Genomic DNA, 16,991 nt, shown 5'->3' on the forward strand with positions numbered 1-16,991 from the left:
CTCATACCCGACCAAACCGAAGAAAGGAGCGTTTTTTCATGCCGAGAATGAGCAAGAAGCGGCGGCTGGAATGGGCGTTCTTCCTCAATGAGCGAAACCGCATTACTTTCAATGCCCTTTGCCGGGGCTGTACCCATGACTGCAAGCAGAGTTTTAGGGCTATCGTGGTACTCTGCCCCCGGTATTATTCAAAGAGATGGAAAGCCCGCCCCACAGATAAGGAGAACCAAGATTATGTCAGATAACCGCAAATATTATTACCTCAAACTGAAAGAAAGCTATTTTGACGATGACGCTATCGTGCTGCTGGAAAGTATGCAGGACGGTATGCTGTATTCCAATATCCTCTTGAAGCTGTACTTAAAATCGCTGAAATACGGCGGCACTTTGCAGCTTGACGAGAATATCCCCTACACCGCCCAAATGATAGCCACCATTACCCGCCAGCAGGTCGGCACAGTCGAGAGGGCTTTGCAAATCTTTATGAAGCTGGGGCTTGTTGAACCGCTGGACAACGGGGCTTTGTATATGAGCAATATCGAGCTTTTCATCGGTCAGTCCTCTACCGAGGGGGAGCGTAAGCGCAGGGCAAGAATGAAGATTTCAGAGCAAAAACGGCTTAGTGGACAAGTGTCCGAAGCAAAAGCGGACATTTGTCCACCAGAGATAGAGATAAAGAAAGAGATAGATATAGAGATAGAAAAAGAGAGAGAGTCAGAACAGGGACGAGCCGCCCCCGCCGCTTACGGCAGATACAAAAATGTGATTTTGACAGAGATGGAACTTTCCGAACTGCAAGCAGAACTTCCCGGCAAGTGGGAGTATTACATTGACCGGCTATCCGGCTATATCGCTTCCACCGGGAGGAAATACAAGAACCATGCCGCCACTATCCGCAGATGGGCGGCTGACGATACCGCTAAAGCTGCCCCGAAACAGGGCATACCCGATTACAGCTACAAGGAGGGAGAAAGTCTATGAAACCAGCTTTTGAAGATATGAATTTACAGATACCAGCAACCACCGCCGAGCCGGAGGACTACACAGGTGAGGACGGTCTGCTCTACTGCGGCAAGTGCCGGACACCGAAAGAAGCCTATTTCCCGGCGGATAAAATCGCCCTGTTTGGGCGTGACCGCCACCCGGCAGAATGTGACTGCCAGCGGACGCAGCGCATGGAGCGTGAAGCCGCTGAACAGCAGCGCAAACATCGGGACAAGGTAGAAGAACTGAAACGCCGGGGCTTTACCGACCCGGCTATGCGGGAATGGACTTTTGCCAATGACAACGGCAGAAACCCGCAGATAAAAACGGCGCATAGCTATGTTGCGAAATGGGAGAAAATGCAGGCGGGCAACCACGGTTTGGTTTTATGGGGCAGCGTCGGCACAGGGAAAAGCTATCTTGCCGGGTGCATTGCAAACGCCCTCATGGAGCAGGAAATCTCCGTGAAAATGACGAACTTTGCCGCTGTCCTTAATGACCTTGCCGCCACCTTTGAGGGCAGGAACGAATATATTTCCAACCTCTGCCGCTATCCGCTGCTTATCCTTGATGATTTTGGAATGGAGCGTGGCACAGAGTATGGCTTAGAGCAGGTCTACAATGTGATTGACAGCCGTTACCGAAGCAAAAAGCCGCTGATCGTCACGACCAATCTAAGCCTTGACGAGTTGAACAATCCCCCGGACACCGCCCACAAGCGGATTTATGACCGGGTAACAGAAATGTGTACCCCTGTCTGCTTCTCCGGCGTGAACTTCCGCAGAGAAAAGGCACAGGAGAAAATGGAACGGCTGAAAAAGCTGATGAACGATTGAAAGGAGTTTGCCTATGACAGATAAGAACCCGCATACCAAGCACAGCATGAAAAGTACCGCCCCCGCCGACTGCGTGACGGAAATCCGCATAGGGAACTCTGTTCTTGTGGTGTCCGGCTTTTTCAAGCAGAGTGCCACGGAAACCGCAGCCGACAAAATGGCTAAGGTGCTGGAAGCGGAAGCTGCTACACAAAAATCGGCAATATGACGGGCGGTAAAGAAGCACTTTTTACACTTTGCCGCTATACAAGCCGCCCCGCTGTATGGTACAATCGCAGTACGGAATAGTGGGGCTGGCTGTCGGAAACGGAGGAAACCATGTTAAGACAGACAACCCAAAACCTTATTACCGCCCTTTATCCGAGATTATCCCATGAAGATGAACTGCAAGGAGAAAGCAACTCTATATCCAACCAAAAGCAGATTTTGGAATCCTACGCCAAACAGAACGGCTTTACCAACCTCTGCTGGTACACGGATGACGGTTATAGTGGTGCGAACTTCCAAAGACCCGGATTTCAAGCCATGCTTGCAGACATTGAAGCCGGGAAAGTCGGCACAGTCATCGTCAAGGATATGTCCCGTTTAGGGCGAAATTATCTACAGGTGGGAATGTATACAGAAATGCTTTTCCCGCAGAAAGGCGTCCGCTTTATCGCTATCAATGACGGAGTGGACAGCGCAATGGGCGACAACGATTTTACCCCGCTGCGTAATCTTTTCAACGAATGGATGGTGAGAGATACGAGCAAAAAAATTAAGGCAGTTAAGAAAGCAAAAGGCATGAGCGGCAAGCCTGTTACCAGCAAGCCCGTGTACGGCTACCTCATGGACGAGGACGAAAATTTCATCATTGACGAGGAAGCCGCCCCGGTAGTCAAGCAGATTTACCAACTCTGCCTTGCCGGAAACGGGCCTACCAAGATAGCCCGTATGCTGACCGAGCAGCAAATCCCCACGCCGGGGACGCTGGAATACCAGCGCACAGGCAGCACACGCCGCTACCACCCTGGCTATGAATGTAAGTGGGCGACCAATACTGTTGTTCATCTTCTGGAAAACCGGGAGTACACAGGCTGTCTTGTGAATTTCAAGACGGAAAAACCATCCTACAAGATGAAGCACAGCGTAGACAATCCCATTGAGAAACAGGCGATTTTCGAGAACCACCATGAGCCAATCATCGACTTGCAGACATGGGAACGGGTGCAGGAGTTACGCAAGCAGCGCAAACGCCCCAACCGCTACGATGATGTGGGCTTGTTCTCCGGCTTGCTGTTCTGCGCCGATTGCGGTCATGTGATGTACCAGCAGCGGTATCAGACCGACAAGAGAAAGCAGGATTGCTACATCTGCGGCAGCTATAAGAAGCGCACCGCCGACTGTACGGCGCACTTCATCCGCACCGACCTTTTGACGGCGGGTGTGCTGGACAATCTGCGGAAAGTGACCGCCTATGCACAGAAGCACGAAGCCCGGTTCGTGAAGCTGCTTATCCAGCAGAATGAAATGGGCGGCAAGCGGAAGCTGGCGGCGGCAGCCAAGCAGCTTGAACAGGTGCAGAGCCGCATTGCAGAACTTTCCCGCTACATCAAGCGTCTGTATGAGGACAATGTAAACGGGAAAATCAGTGATGAGCGTTTCATGGAAATGTCCGCAGACTACGAAGCCGAGCAGCGGGAACTGAAAGACAGAGCCGCCGCTTTGCAGGGCGAGCTGGACAAGGCACAGGAAGCCACGGTAAACGCTGAAAAGTTTATGAGCGTTGTCCGCAAGTACCTTTCTATCGAAGAACTGACACACACTCTTTTGCGTGAAATGGTGGAGAAAATCGTTGTTTATGAATGTGAGTATGACGAGAACGAAGTACGCCGCCAGCGCATTGATATTTATTACAGCTTTGTAGGCAAGATTGACTTACCCGAAGAATAAAGCCCGACCTATCCGACACCCTGCGCAAGTGCCGGATAGGAACGGCAAAATTTTTTACACTTCTATTACTTCTTTATCACACATAAGCAAAATCACAGGGCATGAAACAGCTCATGGCAGGCGGCGGCGTTGCCCTTATCGGCATGGTGCTTGTACCGCTTCTGTCCGGCCTGTTCACCGTATAAGCGGGGTAACAGCCTATGCAGAGCATACTTGACGCGATTAACGAATGGATAAAAGGTATCTTAATCGGAGCCATTAACGGTAATCTGTCAACTATGTTCGGGGACGTAAACGAGAAAGTCGGCACAATCGCCGCCGAGGTAGGCAAGACCCCGCAGGGGTGGAACGCGAATATCTTTTCCATGATACAGACCCTATCGGAAAACATAATCGTACCCATTGCGGGGCTTGTCATTACCTACGTTCTATGCGTGGAACTAATCAGCATGGTAACGGAAAAGAACAATATGCACGACGTTGACACGTTCATGTTCTTTAAGTGGTTTTTTAAGGCATTTGTCGCTGTTTACCTTGTGACGAACACCTTTACTATCACTATGGCGGTGTTCGATATGGCGCAGCACGTCGTATCGGGCGCGGCGGGGGTAATCGGCGGCGACACCAATATTGATGTCGCCGCCGCCCTTGAAGCCATGCAGGAGGGGCTTGACGCAATGGAAATCCCCGAACTTTTACTGCTTGTTATGGAAACGTCTTTAGTTAGCCTTTGCATGAAAATCATGTCGGTGCTGATAACGGTAATCCTATACGGCAGAATGATAGAAATATACTGCTATTGCTCGGTTTCACCTATCCCATTCGCAACAATGACTAACAGGGAGTGGGGGCAGATAGGGAACAACTACCTCAAAGCTCTAATCGCCCTCGGCTTTCAAGGCTTCTTGATTATGGTATGCGTCGGCATTTACGCGGTTTTGGTAAACAGCATGATTATAGCGGACAATCTGCACAGCGCGATTTTTTCCCTTGCAGCCTATACCGTTATTTTGTGCTTCTCCCTGTTCAAATCCGGCGCGCTTGCAAAGTCAATTTTTAACGCCCATTAAGGGCAGAAAGGAGGTTATCGCTTGGCGTATGTACCCGTACCCAAAGACTTATCCAAAGTCAAGACAAAGGTGGCGTTAAACCTTACGAAGCGGCAGATTGTCTGCTTTTCGGCGGCTCTCCTTGTAGGACTGCCGCTTTTCTTTTTACTCAAAGACAGCGCAGGGACGAGCCTTGCGGCAATGGTGATGATTGTCGTCATGCTTCCCTGCTTTCTCCTTGCCATGTATGAAAAGCATGGACAGCCCCTTGAAGTGGTGGTAAAAAACATCATTCAGACAAAGTTTATAAGACCAAAGGAACGACCCTATCAGACAGATAACCTATACGCCGTTTTAGAACGGCAGAGAAAACTTGAAAAGGAGGTATCGGCTATTGTCAAAGACACAAACAAAAAAGGCGCAGGGGGCAAGCCCCGCAAAGGCTAAACGCAAGCTGACCCGCGCCGAGAAAAAACAGATTGCCGCCCTTATCCAAAAGGCAAAGGGCGACGGAAAGGCGCACACCGCGCAGCAGACTATTCCCTACTTGCAGATGTACCCGGACGGGATATGCAGGGTAACGGAAAAACGGTATTCAAAGAGCCTTTCGTTTGAAGATATTAACTATCAGCTTGCACAGGCAGACGAAAAGACGGGCATTTTTGAAAACTGGTGCGACTTCTTAAACTATTTTGACGCTTCCGTATCGGTGCAGCTTTCCTTTATCAATCAAGGGACGCAGCGCGGCGAAGCACAAAAGGCTATCGACATTCCGGCGCAGGAGGACGCTTTTAATTCCATTCGCGCCGAGTATTCGGATATGCTGTAGTGCGTCAAAATATAGCTTTTGAAAACTGCATTTCTAAGTCAAATTATAACTATAACTCCAATAACTATCCAGTAATTAAATGCATTTTAAATAATCATATTATTGCTAAATAAAACCTCCTAATGACTTGACATCATTTGGAGGTTATTTTAAGCTTATTATAAAAACTAGAGAAAGGAAAGGGAAGAACCCCAAGCCGTGCAAAGCGAAGGTTCTTCCCTAAAAATAAGAGCGTAAGCTCTTACAACCTATTATTATGATAAGATTATTTTCACAACTATGCAAGTGTTTTAAACAAATTTCTTTTGAAAATGAGATAAATATTTTTGAAGAGTATATGAAAACGGTTAATTCAGAGGCTTTGGTATGTCCAGTCTGCGGATCTAAACACGATCTATCCCTATTTGCCTCTTATAAACGCCATCTTGTGACTTATGATAATAATGAAGTTCACGATAATATAATAACTATCAATAGATATATTTGCCCGTCATGTGGACATACTCATGCTATCCTACCTTCGGTAATTGTGCCCTACATGTCATTTAGCTTTAAATTTACTGTGTCTATTATTCATGATTATCTTGTACATAAATTTACCTCTGTAGAAGCTATGTGTGAACATTATTGTATAGCAATATCCACATTCTATCGAATTTTAAATAAGTTCAAAAAACATAAACAACTATGGCTTGGACTTCTACAAGACAAGCTTATTTCTAATCTAAGTTTTATACAGCGTGTTATAAATAGTACCTTTATTGAAATTGAAACCTTTATAACAAACTTTTTTAATAGAAACGGCTTATCCTTTTTTCAAGGAACATCATAATTAAGCTATAGCTATATACTTTTTATTTTATTTTATATATACCACTTAATACGATAATGGATATTATAATTTCCCCATGATAGCATTTTTATAGAGGTGATGTTGAAATGAATAACAAAGAAATGATTGAAATAGCTTCTATTAGACTAGCACTAATAGCTCCAGCTATAAATAATACTTATACTGAAAGCTCGAAAATTGCTTACTATAGACGTGTTGCTGCTACTCCTGTAAAATTACCTAACGGTAAGTCAGTTTTATATAGTCCTGGAACACTATCTAATTGGGAATCAGATTATAATAGGTTTGGTTTTGATGCCCTTCTACCGAAGACGCGTAGCGACATAGGGAAAACCAGAAAGTTAAATGATGTAGCTATAGAACAGATATATATGCTAAAAAATGCATTTCCTAAAATTAATGCTACTCTTATATATCATAAACTTATCGAAGATGGCTTTATCAATGAAAAAAATATATCATTATCTACAGTTCAAAGATTTATAAAAAATAATGATCTTAAATCTGCTAGATGCATAAATATGAAAGATAGAAAAGCCTTTGAAGAAGAGTTTGCAACTGGCATGTACCAAGGTGATACATGCTATGGCCCGTATATTACTGAAAATGGCATACGTAAAAGAACATATCTAATTATGCTAATTGATGATAAATCAAGACTTATCGTTGGCGGAAGATTCTTTTACAATGATAACTCTTATAATTTTCAAAAGGTACTTAAAGAAGCTATCGCTAGATATGGCATACCTAATAAACTTTACTTGGACAACGGTTCTCCTTATAAAAATGAGCAATTAAGTCTTATCTGTGGATCTCTTGGAATAGTAGAACTGCACACTATGGTAAGGGATGGAGCATCCAAAGGAAAAGTAGAAAGAAATTTTAGAACATTAAAAAGTAGATGGCTAAACACTCTAGATGTAGAATCTATATCCTCCTTAGCGGAGCTAAATGATGAGCTATTCGCATATATAAACAAGCATAATGTAACAGTACATTCAGCTACATCTCAACGTCCGATCGATAGATATAAAAGCGATTTAGCTCATGTTAAGGTAGCTACTGATAGTGAGTGGCTGGATAATTGCTTTATGAATCGCATACAACGAAGAGTTAATAATGACTCAACCATAAGCATTGATAAAATATCTTATGATGTACCTATGCAATTTATAGGACAGAAAGTTGAAGTAAGATATTTACCTGATGATATGGATAATGCATATGTATATTATGAAAATGCTAAATACAGCATTAGAAAAACAAATAAGATTGAAAATGGTAAAACCAAACGCAGGAATGCATTTACTATAGACTATTCAAAGGATGGTGTTAAAAATGTTTAAACAATTTTATGGTATGACAATGAATCCATTTGAAAAAGGCATAAAAGAAAAAGATGCCTATATGTCAAATGATCTAAAAGAGATGATATCAAGACTTGAGTATCTTAATGAAGCTAGGGGAATCGGCTTATTTACAGCTTCACCAGGTAGTGGAAAAACCTTTGCCTTAAGGTGCTTTGCTAAAAAAGTAAACCCTAATTTAACAAAGGTTATATATCTTTGCTTTACCACTGTAACTACTACTGAGTTCTATAGGCAATTTTGCATCTCCTTAGGAATTGAACCTTCTTCTCGTAAATCTGACATGTTTAAGAGCATAAAAGACTATATGGAAAGTATGAGTACAGATAAACGTGTGCATTATATATTAGTTTGGGATGAAGCACAATATCTAAATAATGATATTTTAAAGGATTTAAAGCTACTTATGAACTTCTCTATGGACTCAAAAGATTGCTTTTCCTTAGTTTTGATAGGACAACCTGTGTTAAATAATATCTTAGAAAAGCAGATACACGAGGCATTAAAACAAAGAATAATAATAAATTATAATTTTGAAGGATTTTCTGAAATTGAAGCTTTAGAATATATTAATTCTAGATTATCATTAGCAGGGGCTTCGCCAGAAATATTTGATAATAATGCTGTTTTGGCTGCATATAGAAGCTGTGCTGGCTCTATAAGACGCTTAAATATGATATTAACTAAGGCTTTAATAATAGGTGCGCAGCACGAAAAAAACGTAATCGATACTGATATAATAATGGCTGCCGCCAATGAAATATCACTGCATTAAAATCACAAGGAGCGCTAGCTCCTTTTTCTTTTAGGTGCAAAATGATTTTTCATTAAAAATAAAGTGATTTTGTAGAAATAATTTGACGTAAATTGTACTATAATTATAGAAATAAACTGACGTTTAAATTAGGAGAAATTTGACGTTTAACATTTAGGCATCATAATATCAACTATAGCTAAATGAATTTCTTCCTTTTCTAATATTTCTAATCCCTGAACTCCATTTTCTCCAATAAAAACTTTATATCCCTGATTTACCAAATAAGTCCTTATTCCCATAGCTATATCTTTTTCATCCTCTAAAACTAAAATATTATACATATTCATTTTCCTTACCTCTTTCTGTGTTAAGGCACATTCAAATAAATAATAAGTCAGTATGCTAGTCTATTTTGCGTCATACTGCGTCAGCAGAACTCGCCTATAGTACTAACAAAGACAGAACCTGTTTCCTTGCCTGACACAAAATAGACTAACATCTTTGAATTGTTATTTCTTTTCATGTACCTAATGTCATAAATATATAATATCATAGCTTTTATATAATTCTGCATTCATATTACTGCATTCCCCCCTTATTTATTCTACAAATCCATTCTATATCTATTTTTTTAAGATATAGTTGTGGTAATTCTAAAGATTTTCTAAAGAAATGCCTTATACTCTAAATTGTTTATTATATACTGAAAAATAAAAGCTACACTTTTCATAATAATCTTTCCTCCGTTAACTTAATTTATCATTAAATCTTTGATATATCATATTCACTTAATAGGTCAAGAGTTGCTGTAGGTTCATCAAGAATTACTAATGCTGCATGCTTATAAAGAATTTATAAGCATAAAATATATAAACCCATCACGCTTTTGTGATGGGTTTTTTACTCCAACTGAAGGTTAGAGATCGTTATCCAGGGACGTAGCTGCCGTTATCTCCCACTTTGTTAGAAGTGGGAGTGTTACGGCAGGTAGTCATCGGATAAATATTTACTTTTTAATTGGTATCCACACTTCGCATCTATAATCTTCTGATTTAGTATCGCCACTATAGTAAACTTCAAGCTCCGGTGCACAATCATGTTGATAACCAGATGAAGGCAGCCATTCTGTGAATATTCTTCTTGTTAAAGTTTGAATAGCTTCAGGCAGTGGTCCTATTGATTCAAATATAGCCCATGTTACATCAGGGATAGTAGCTTTTATATACCCCTTGGGTAAAGCTTCCATTGTATCCTCTATAGCAATCATATAATTAAACTCATTTTTAATCATATCAAAATCCTTACATACGCCTAAAACGCCCATTTGCCCAGCTTTTTCATCAAAAAATTTAAAACTTCCATCCTTCATTAATTCATCCCAAAACATAGGAACAGCCTTAAAGTTTTCTCCTCCATTCATATTAATTTTTTTCTGCTTACCTATTACTTTAAACCCCTTTTTCTTTTCAATTTTATAATCCATACTTTTATCTCCTTTAATTGAAATATGAAAGGATAGCTTAGGATAAGAAACTAGCTTTACTCCTTGCTTTTTTACCTTAGACGGATTTATTCCATGCATTTTCTTAAATGCCTTTGAAAATGACTCCAAGGATTCATATCCATATTTAAAAGCTACATCAGTTACCCGCGCCCCCATAAATAGGTCCTGTGAGGCTAAAGACAACCTTCTTCTCCTTATATATTCACTTATTGTAACCCCTGTTATCATGTAATACATCCTTTGAAAGTGAAATTCTGAGGACAAAGCTATTTTTGCAATTTCCTTTATCTCTATTTTTTCCGTAATATTGTCCTCAATATAATCTATTGCTTTATTCATAGAGTTTAACCAATCCATATCCCCTCTCCTTTCATATCTAATGTTAATATATTTAGGAAGTAAATACCTGTCTTCCTATGCTATGTGCTGACAGAACATAAAAATAATTATACTTGTTTCATTTTGCAACCCTATGTATTTCCCTTTATAGGTATATGTCTTTCCTCTGTACACGTATGCGTTTTCTTTTGTATATATCAATAGTTTCCAAGTATGTTCATAATCAGAACAATTCATCAAGTAATATATAATATCTTATTAAATTCATATCTGGCTTAAATTTAAGATTTTTTAAAAATCTATCTGTATATTCCGGAGGAAAATCTAAAAGTTCACGCAAGCACAATGCAATATCTTGATGTCTATCAGCAATACCACCGCGTCCCATATCTATATATCCTGTTATGTTTTTTCCATCAGTAAAGAAATTATTAAAACAATAATCACCATGGCTAAATACCAATGTCTCTTTTGGTTTGTTCTTCACTAAATACTCATATGCTTCATCTGTATTTTCAATGCCCTCAGTGTATTTATTATGATCCACTTCTAGATGAAGACCATTATCTACACGTTTTTTTGCCTTTTTTAGTTTATAATCAATTGTGCTGTCAAATTTGCATTCAGATATATCTATACTTTGTAATCTATTTATTCCATCTGCTGCAAGCTTAATTAACAAATGAGGGTTGTCTCTATACAGATTGTTTTCCAGCATAATACCTTCTGCTTTTTCAATCAGCATATACGAAGTACCGTTTTCAATAACCCTGCAAATGACCTTTGGCACTGGAAGTTTCCCCTGAAGCCACTTATAAATACCATATTCTCTCTCTGTCTCATCAGATACTTTTTCTATCTTTAGATATAGTTCTTTGTTTTCTCCATTACATTTTATTACTTTTGCTTTTGACATTCCTTCGTTGTCATTATGAAACTCCATACCCTTAATAAAATTTCGAATATTTTCTGGTAAGTACATGTTACTCAACCTTTCTTAATGTTTTTAGCATATAAATTTAAACTATCCAAATATTATTTTATTTATCTATTATATACCTTATTTCATGATTGTGCCAAAATAATATCCTTTCCATGAAACTTCAGTCTAAACTTATTGAACCCAGTAGCAATATAGACATGTAGTACATATTCTGATACTAGAGGAGGTGCAAAAGTGAGTAATCTAAAAAATTCTATAGAAATTGAATCTAAAAAATGCTCCAATGAAATTAATATAGATGCCCCTGTTGTTCAATGTATAGGCCGTGCCAACTCCGTGCAGGACTATTTGAGAATAATAGACACAACATTCAGAGATATTTGTCCAAGCAATAGAAACTGTGAATTATGGTACCGTGGTCAACCTCAGGCGTCATTTAATCTTATACCAAGAATTGCAAGATCACCTTTAAACCCAAAGGATGAGATATTGTTTCTATCGAAATTTAAATCTCTTGCAATACCTGATGTCCAGTTCTTACCATCATTCCCTATTCCCAACGGACCTGCGGCTTACTGGCACTGGCTGTTCCAGATGCAGCACTATGGCGTACCCACCAGGCTAATGGATTGGTCCCGTGATGCATTTGTAGGCTTGTTTTTTGCCGTTACCCAAGCGGCTGCTGATGTAGGAAACGATGCTGCAGTATGGGTACTCAACCCCGTAATATTGAATGAAGCTTTTTCATTCCACAGCTTCGTAAATCCTGGATATATCCCTAATGTGGATGAACCAGTGGTGGACCTTTACTTTGGTCCTAATGCACAAATACTCGGCACTACAAAACCTGCTGCCGTAATTGGCCCTATGAACAACCCTAGGATAGTAGCCCAAAGGGGAACTTTCACAGTATTCCCTCGTATTGAGGATGTTACGCCTTTGAACCTGTTCACTGACGCTTCTAATTATTTGTTAAAGATTTGCATTGCTGCAGAAAGCATCGATTCCATCAAGCGCCAATTAACACGTTATGGTATAACAAGATTTGCCTTGTTTCCAGACCTCTGCAATATAGCAGAGGAGATTAGTCTCCAGCTAATACAAGAAGGACAGATACCTTCAGCTTAATTAAGATAAAATTTTTATTTTAGTAGTTTAAAGGCTACCCCTAAGTATTAACACTTAGGGATAGCCTTTCCTTATTTTCAATATAGCTATAAACAATTTATACCTAAAAAATTCACTGTATGTCTTGGAAGCTCAACACTTACTACTTTGGTATTCGTAGCTTTTACTGCTTCATCAGTAGCCATAATTTGGGAGCCTGCTCCAGTCCTGTTGCTTATAATGCCTATGGCTCTATGGCTTTTGTCTAATCCCATTTTATCTCGCAAAACGCTATCTACATTTGTTATAACAAGCCCTACTGTGTTTCCATATTTTACTATTCCTACAAATTCAGTTATTGGTGCTGGTCTATTCATTACTTATCTTTCCCCTTTTGAGATTAATTTTTTATCTGTTGATTTTATAATTTTACTAATTTAATTCTTTAGAGTCAAATTTTCTTTGTTACTTAATTCTTTTACTTCAAAATACATATTATAATACTATAGTTCCCTTCAAACATCCTAAAAAATTTTATCTTATTTTCCTGCAATTACTTATATTTATATATATATTTGCAAATACTAATATAAAATCAATAAGGATGATGATATATATGACTTCTAAAGAAAAAGCCTATATAGGTGGGATTATAGATAGTAAAGGTAGTATTATGCTTTTAAAGTCTAATAATAATGAACTTCCGTCTCCTTGCATAAGCATAAGTTCAACCTCAATTGAATTATTAAAATGGATAAAAGATGTATCAAAAATGGGTTCAATAAAAAATAAGGAAAATAGTAACTCAGAAAAACATGCTAATTCCTTTATTTATACAATCAAGCATAATGATACAATAAATCTTTTACTAGAAATTGAACCCTATTTAATAGTTAAAAGTAAAAAGAAAAAAGCTAAACTAATATTAGAGAAATACAAAGCAGTTACTCCTCGAAATGGAAGATATTCTAATGAAATGCTTAAAGCAAAAGAACAATTTTATGAAGATTTTATAAGTATAAAATAGGAAAACCCATCACGTTTTTGTGATGGGTTTTTTATTGTTGAAGACAAATCGCACTCTTCAAAATGTACAAATTTAGTAAATACTTAAATTAGTAACCTTTATAGTCCACATCATTTATCAGACCAAATAAAGCCGCAAGAAGTTTTATATTTTCCACTAATAGCTCTTTCAATAGCTTGAAATGTAACATCATAAAAAGCTGCTGCTTCCCTTAAACTATTCCATTCTTTAATAAAATTTCCATTTACATCATACTGCATTACCTCTCTATTTTTTTTAGTTTCTATTTTGCCAACATATCTCCATATAAAATTACAGCAAGTTTTTCTTTCTCCCGTACAAACCCTGCGAATTGCCTTAGGTGTCGTGTTATAGTGTTCTGCTGCTAAATTAACTGAATCCCAAGTATTAATTAAATTTCCTTCTAAATCATATTGCTCTACCTTTTTAATTTGTCTTGACTTTTTATTAATAGTTTTTTTATTACATCCTAATCTAGCTTTTATATCTATTTCATCTGCCAAAAACTCATTATATTTATCTAAATATAGCCATATAAAATTTTTATGTGATTTATGATTTTCTTTTTCACAACATTTTTTAATCGAACCTATATCAAACTCTTCTTTTAAATCTTTTAAAGCATATGTTCCTATATAATTTGCATCTTTATCTAATTTAACTATTTTTCTCCCCAACTTTTCTTGTCTTTTACATTCTTTACTATCTATACATCTTTTAAATTTCTCCCATTTTTCTCTTTTTCTTTTCATATAAATAGTAGCATTATCATATAAAGAATCTACTACATCTCTGTATTTTCTACCTGTAAAGCTTATCTGACAAATATTTGGTGAATGTTTATTTATTAAAACATTTTTTTCTGAATTAAAGAATTTTTTTATTCCATAAAGCATATCGTATGTTCCAATAAATTTTATCTCACAAATGAGCATTGGACTTTTCCTATTTTTTCTTAATTTCATATAAGTTGATATGCATCCATCGCCGTCCATATATCCTCTAATAAAATGTTTAATTAACTGTTTGGGAACTATATTTTCATTTGCAAATTTTAATACTAATGATTTTCTTGGTATACAACCTAATTTTATTAAATCATTTGCCATTTTAGTGCTACTAATATTAATAGAAACATATCCTTTGTTACTTACATATAATGGCCTATTAGACTTTACATCTTTCAATAGTTGCTCTAATATATATTTATCATCTGGATGTAGTTGTATTATAATAATTTTATTATTTTCACTTTTTTCACTTACACAACCATCTGCATATAAAAGTCCTAACCAATATGCCTTTCTTTCGTTATCTATTTTTTCAAAATATGAATCATCTTGAATATATCTTGACATACTATCACCTAATAATATTTTTGTTATTATCTTTTGTACAATCATATAAATTATTCATGTATATTAATTTGAAACAGTTCTTTATTACGTTTTGTATCCACTAATAAAGCTATATATTATTAAGCAAAGGTATTTTTTAACGCTTGAATTTTTCTGAAAATATAAATAAGTTTAGAGGAAATACCGTATAAGATACACAAATAATATACTTGTAAATATATAAGCCAACAAAAAGTTACATATTTAAAAGATATAAAATCATAAAAAATTTAAGAAGATTTATTAACTGAAAAGGAATATAAGAAAGATTTTATATGGGAATATTACCCAATTTATATTATTTTATTTAAATTACATCCTAAAATATAAAATGCTTTTAAGCATTTATTAGGTTTAAAAAGCATTAAAAAAAACCACGTCAAAGCTGTCGTGGTTTTCATGGTGGAGGCGAGGAGAATCGAACTCCTGTCCGAAAGCTTCCACTTGCCTTAACTTTTCTAGTTATATCAATGCTTGTAGCAGTTATTCATCAAAAGTCCCATTCGGAGTATCCGATTTGCTGTTAATTTTCATTTTATCATAACGTAGACTTGGAGTAAACCAATAGGTCTAAATGCGTAGAAATATCTTATAAAAATGTAAGTATAGTAAGCCGAATATAACACCCAGTAAACATTCCGTATTGAGAGGTGTATAATCAACCCCATTTTCTTCTAGCCATTGACGGATAGACTTTTCACCTATTTTCTGCAATTATACTTTGATGCATCTTATAAGAAAATTGTTCATCAAGTTTATTATTTTTTTATTGCTTATTTATCTGCTATATTCAATAATTTCACCATATGCAACTTTCTCTTGATACTCAATTGTTTTTATAACCATTTCATGACAAACTACAATCACTCTGTTATACTTCAAATACTTTTCCAATACCCCATTTATTCTTTTCTTCATATTTTCCTTAGTTTCCCACACTTTGACCTCACCCTTAGGATGTATTCCATTATGTAAATCAAAATCTCTACTCAAGGAAAAACATTCTTCTGAGGTTCTATGTTGAAAGTTTATTATATCAGGTATCCATTCATGTAAGTCAACATCAACTTCTATATCTATTCCTAATTCCTTGGATAAAATTGATGCACTTTGAAGTGCTCTTGTATAAGGTGATGAAACAATAACTTCACAATTTTTAAGTCGATTGTCTTTTGATGTTTCTTTTAATTGCTGTATTCCAATTTCAGTTAATGGTGCTAAATCCAACCCATGTCCAATAAAATTTCTATCATTAACAGGTTGATATGTTGGTTCTCCATGCCTAATTAAATAAAATACTGTCATAATTCTCCCCCTTTAATACGCACTTTTTTACAAAGTCGAATCAATATATTGATTAAATTATACCATATAATTACAATAGTTCAAATTGAAATAGGATGTCCCATTTACAGTGCATTAACTTGTTATATATAGTAGGAAGAAGTTTTTTTATAAAGGTTAGAAGCTGAGAGTTTCCTATAAAACTCCAAGGTAATCGTAGATGCCGATGCAATAACTTCTACGGATTCATTCTTATTGAATGGGTGTTGGGTTTTTACATGGATTGAACCCTAAGGAATTGACCTTAAAACAAACATGGGAGAAGATAGCAGGAGTGCTATTGGGGAATGAGGATTTAGCTATGTCCCCTTTACTTCATTGGATGGCTAAATTATAAATAGGTTAATACTCATTAAATAGAATCTCCGTTATATAGCACTTAGTAATTAAGCATTGGTTAGCAAGCCCCTTAGTTAATACATAGAATCTTGACGGATTCAGATACTTTAGAAATTAATTTAAGCAATAGGTAATTGCTGAGTGATAACGAAGCAGATAAGTATTAAAACTCCTCTTAATAAAACCTGTCTTATAATAGTTTAACAAGTTAATTAATACTAATGGGACTATTCTTTTAAATAGGAGGGGGATGTCTAAAATTCTTCCCTTTTCTGTTGTTGGTATGAATGAATGGAAAATTTACGGATTTGTATTCAAGGAAAGTCCTATTTTTCCCACTATAAAATCAACACAATTCCCCTC

Annotated in this window: 17 protein-coding genes and 3 pseudogenes; 14 read left to right on the forward strand and 6 right to left on the reverse strand. The window is 37.1% G+C overall.

Translation table 11 applies throughout. From position 1 onward, the window contains the following. Positions 1-38: 38 nt before the first annotated feature. The 12 genes and pseudogenes from CC89_RS21125 (at position 39) to CC89_RS10515 (ending at position 8,625) form a co-directional block, all read left to right on the forward strand. Positions 39-245: a hypothetical protein gene (locus CC89_RS21125; RefSeq protein ID WP_009255336.1), complete on the forward strand. Its 207-nt coding sequence runs from the start codon at positions 39-41 to the stop codon at positions 243-245. Next, on the forward strand, positions 235-981 hold the full coding sequence (locus tag CC89_RS10470; RefSeq protein WP_035291939.1) for a phage replisome organizer N-terminal domain-containing protein: 747 nt from the start codon (positions 235-237) through the stop codon (positions 979-981). Before CC89_RS21125 ends, CC89_RS10470 begins: the two co-directional genes overlap by 11 nt. Further along, on the forward strand, positions 978-1,820 hold the full coding sequence (locus CC89_RS10475; protein WP_035291942.1) for an ATP-binding protein: 843 nt from the start codon (positions 978-980) through the stop codon (positions 1,818-1,820). The genes CC89_RS10470 and CC89_RS10475 overlap by 4 nt, the downstream gene beginning before the upstream one ends. 13 nt (positions 1,821-1,833) lie before the next feature. Beyond that, positions 1,834-2,028, forward strand: a complete 195-nt coding sequence (locus CC89_RS10480; RefSeq protein WP_035291944.1) for a transposon-encoded TnpW family protein — start codon at positions 1,834-1,836, stop codon at positions 2,026-2,028. A 110-nt stretch (positions 2,029-2,138) separates the two neighbouring features. Further along, positions 2,139-3,752: a recombinase family protein gene (locus CC89_RS10485; protein WP_035291946.1), complete on the forward strand. Its 1,614-nt coding sequence runs from the start codon at positions 2,139-2,141 to the stop codon at positions 3,750-3,752. Between the two features lie 86 nt (positions 3,753-3,838). Then, positions 3,839-3,937, forward strand: a pseudogene (locus CC89_RS21130) (Maff2 family mobile element protein); the annotation flags it as partial. A gap of 15 nt (positions 3,938-3,952) precedes the next feature. Continuing rightward, positions 3,953-4,822, forward strand: coding sequence for a VirB6/TrbL-like conjugal transfer protein, CD1112 family (locus tag CC89_RS10490; RefSeq protein ID WP_035291948.1), 870 nt, complete (start codon positions 3,953-3,955; stop codon positions 4,820-4,822). Between the two features lie 21 nt (positions 4,823-4,843). After that, complete coding sequence (locus tag CC89_RS10495; protein WP_035291950.1) at positions 4,844-5,248, forward strand: PrgI family protein; 405 nt, start codon at positions 4,844-4,846, stop codon at positions 5,246-5,248. Next, positions 5,196-5,630, forward strand: a complete 435-nt coding sequence (locus tag CC89_RS10500; protein ID WP_035291951.1) for a hypothetical protein — start codon at positions 5,196-5,198, stop codon at positions 5,628-5,630. The genes CC89_RS10495 and CC89_RS10500 overlap by 53 nt, the downstream gene beginning before the upstream one ends. A gap of 256 nt (positions 5,631-5,886) precedes the next feature. Further along, entirely contained in the window at positions 5,887-6,462 is a 576-nt protein-coding gene (locus CC89_RS10505) for a DUF6431 domain-containing protein (RefSeq protein ID WP_035289157.1), read from the forward strand. Between the two features lie 107 nt (positions 6,463-6,569). Next, positions 6,570-7,829 (forward strand): DDE-type integrase/transposase/recombinase, encoded by a 1,260-nt coding sequence (locus tag CC89_RS10510; RefSeq protein WP_035289160.1) that lies wholly within the window; start codon positions 6,570-6,572, stop codon positions 7,827-7,829. Next, entirely contained in the window at positions 7,822-8,625 is an 804-nt protein-coding gene (locus CC89_RS10515) for an ExeA family protein (protein ID WP_035289163.1), read from the forward strand. The genes CC89_RS10510 and CC89_RS10515 overlap by 8 nt, the downstream gene beginning before the upstream one ends. 152 nt (positions 8,626-8,777) lie before the next feature. On the opposite strand, the pseudogene CC89_RS10520 reads toward CC89_RS10515, so the two are convergent. The 3 genes and pseudogenes from CC89_RS10520 to CC89_RS10530 all read right to left on the reverse strand — a co-directional run. Continuing rightward, positions 8,778-8,954: pseudogene (locus tag CC89_RS10520) on the reverse strand (response regulator); the annotation flags it as partial. A 659-nt stretch (positions 8,955-9,613) separates the two neighbouring features. Continuing rightward, entirely contained in the window at positions 9,614-10,450 is an 837-nt protein-coding gene (locus tag CC89_RS10525) for an AraC family transcriptional regulator (RefSeq protein WP_502685630.1), read from the reverse strand. A 223-nt stretch (positions 10,451-10,673) separates the two neighbouring features. Beyond that, on the reverse strand, positions 10,674-11,432 hold the full coding sequence (locus CC89_RS10530; RefSeq protein WP_051931711.1) for an APH(3') family aminoglycoside O-phosphotransferase: 759 nt from the start codon (positions 11,430-11,432) through the stop codon (positions 10,674-10,676). Positions 11,433-11,627: 195 nt separating this feature from the next. Between CC89_RS10530 and CC89_RS10535 the strand changes: the two genes are divergently transcribed. Beyond that, positions 11,628-12,521: an FRG domain-containing protein gene (locus CC89_RS10535; RefSeq protein WP_035291955.1), complete on the forward strand. Its 894-nt coding sequence runs from the start codon at positions 11,628-11,630 to the stop codon at positions 12,519-12,521. Between the two features lie 92 nt (positions 12,522-12,613). Here CC89_RS10535 and CC89_RS10540 read toward each other — a convergent pair. Then, positions 12,614-12,877: pseudogene (locus CC89_RS10540) on the reverse strand (propanediol utilization microcompartment protein PduB); the annotation flags it as partial. Positions 12,878-13,116: 239 nt separating this feature from the next. Between CC89_RS10540 and CC89_RS10545 the strand changes: the two are divergent. Continuing rightward, positions 13,117-13,527, forward strand: a complete 411-nt coding sequence (locus CC89_RS10545) for a hypothetical protein (protein ID WP_035291958.1) — start codon at positions 13,117-13,119, stop codon at positions 13,525-13,527. 110 nt (positions 13,528-13,637) lie between these two features. Here CC89_RS10545 and CC89_RS10550 read toward each other — a convergent pair whose 3' ends face one another. Both CC89_RS10550 and CC89_RS10555 read right to left on the reverse strand, forming a co-directional pair. Next, entirely contained in the window at positions 13,638-14,951 is a 1,314-nt protein-coding gene (locus CC89_RS10550) for an NUMOD1 domain-containing DNA-binding protein (protein WP_185750739.1), read from the reverse strand. Between the two features lie 771 nt (positions 14,952-15,722). Continuing rightward, the gene (locus CC89_RS10555) at positions 15,723-16,250 is read right to left on the reverse strand and encodes a histidine phosphatase family protein (RefSeq protein WP_035291962.1); all 528 of its coding nucleotides are present in this window, start codon (positions 16,248-16,250) and stop codon (positions 15,723-15,725) included. Positions 16,251-16,991: the final 741 nt, after the last annotated feature.

Origin of the sequence: Clostridium sp. KNHs214 (genome assembly GCF_000744935.1) — a bacterium.
Lineage (GTDB): Bacteria > Bacillota > Clostridia > Clostridiales > Clostridiaceae > Haloimpatiens.

Bases quoted from the DNA above. Each gene is read 5' to 3' on its own strand.
- CC89_RS21125 (WP_009255336.1), top strand. From the start codon at position 39: ATGCCGAGAATGAGCAAGAAGCGGCGGCTGGAATGGGCGTTCTTCCTC.
- CC89_RS10470 (WP_035291939.1), top strand. From the start codon at position 235: ATGTCAGATAACCGCAAATATTATTACCTCAAACTGAAAGAAAGCTAT.
- CC89_RS10475 (WP_035291942.1), top strand. From the start codon at position 978: ATGAAACCAGCTTTTGAAGATATGAATTTACAGATACCAGCAACCACC.
- CC89_RS10480 (WP_035291944.1), top strand. From the start codon at position 1,834: ATGACAGATAAGAACCCGCATACCAAGCACAGCATGAAAAGTACCGCC.
- CC89_RS10485 (WP_035291946.1), top strand. From the start codon at position 2,139: ATGTTAAGACAGACAACCCAAAACCTTATTACCGCCCTTTATCCGAGA.
- CC89_RS10490 (WP_035291948.1), top strand. From the start codon at position 3,953: ATGCAGAGCATACTTGACGCGATTAACGAATGGATAAAAGGTATCTTA.
- CC89_RS10505 (WP_035289157.1), top strand. From the start codon at position 5,887: ATGATAAGATTATTTTCACAACTATGCAAGTGTTTTAAACAAATTTCT.
- CC89_RS10510 (WP_035289160.1), top strand. From the start codon at position 6,570: ATGAATAACAAAGAAATGATTGAAATAGCTTCTATTAGACTAGCACTA.
- CC89_RS10515 (WP_035289163.1), top strand. From the start codon at position 7,822: ATGTTTAAACAATTTTATGGTATGACAATGAATCCATTTGAAAAAGGC.
- CC89_RS10525 (WP_502685630.1), bottom strand. From the start codon at position 10,450: ATGAATAAAGCAATAGATTATATTGAGGACAATATTACGGAAAAAATA.
- CC89_RS10530 (WP_051931711.1), bottom strand. From the start codon at position 11,432: ATGTACTTACCAGAAAATATTCGAAATTTTATTAAGGGTATGGAGTTT.
- CC89_RS10545 (WP_035291958.1), top strand. From the start codon at position 13,117: ATGACTTCTAAAGAAAAAGCCTATATAGGTGGGATTATAGATAGTAAA.
- CC89_RS10550 (WP_185750739.1), bottom strand. From the start codon at position 14,951: ATGATTGTACAAAAGATAATAACAAAAATATTATTAGGTGATAGTATG.
- CC89_RS10555 (WP_035291962.1), bottom strand. From the start codon at position 16,250: ATGACAGTATTTTATTTAATTAGGCATGGAGAACCAACATATCAACCT.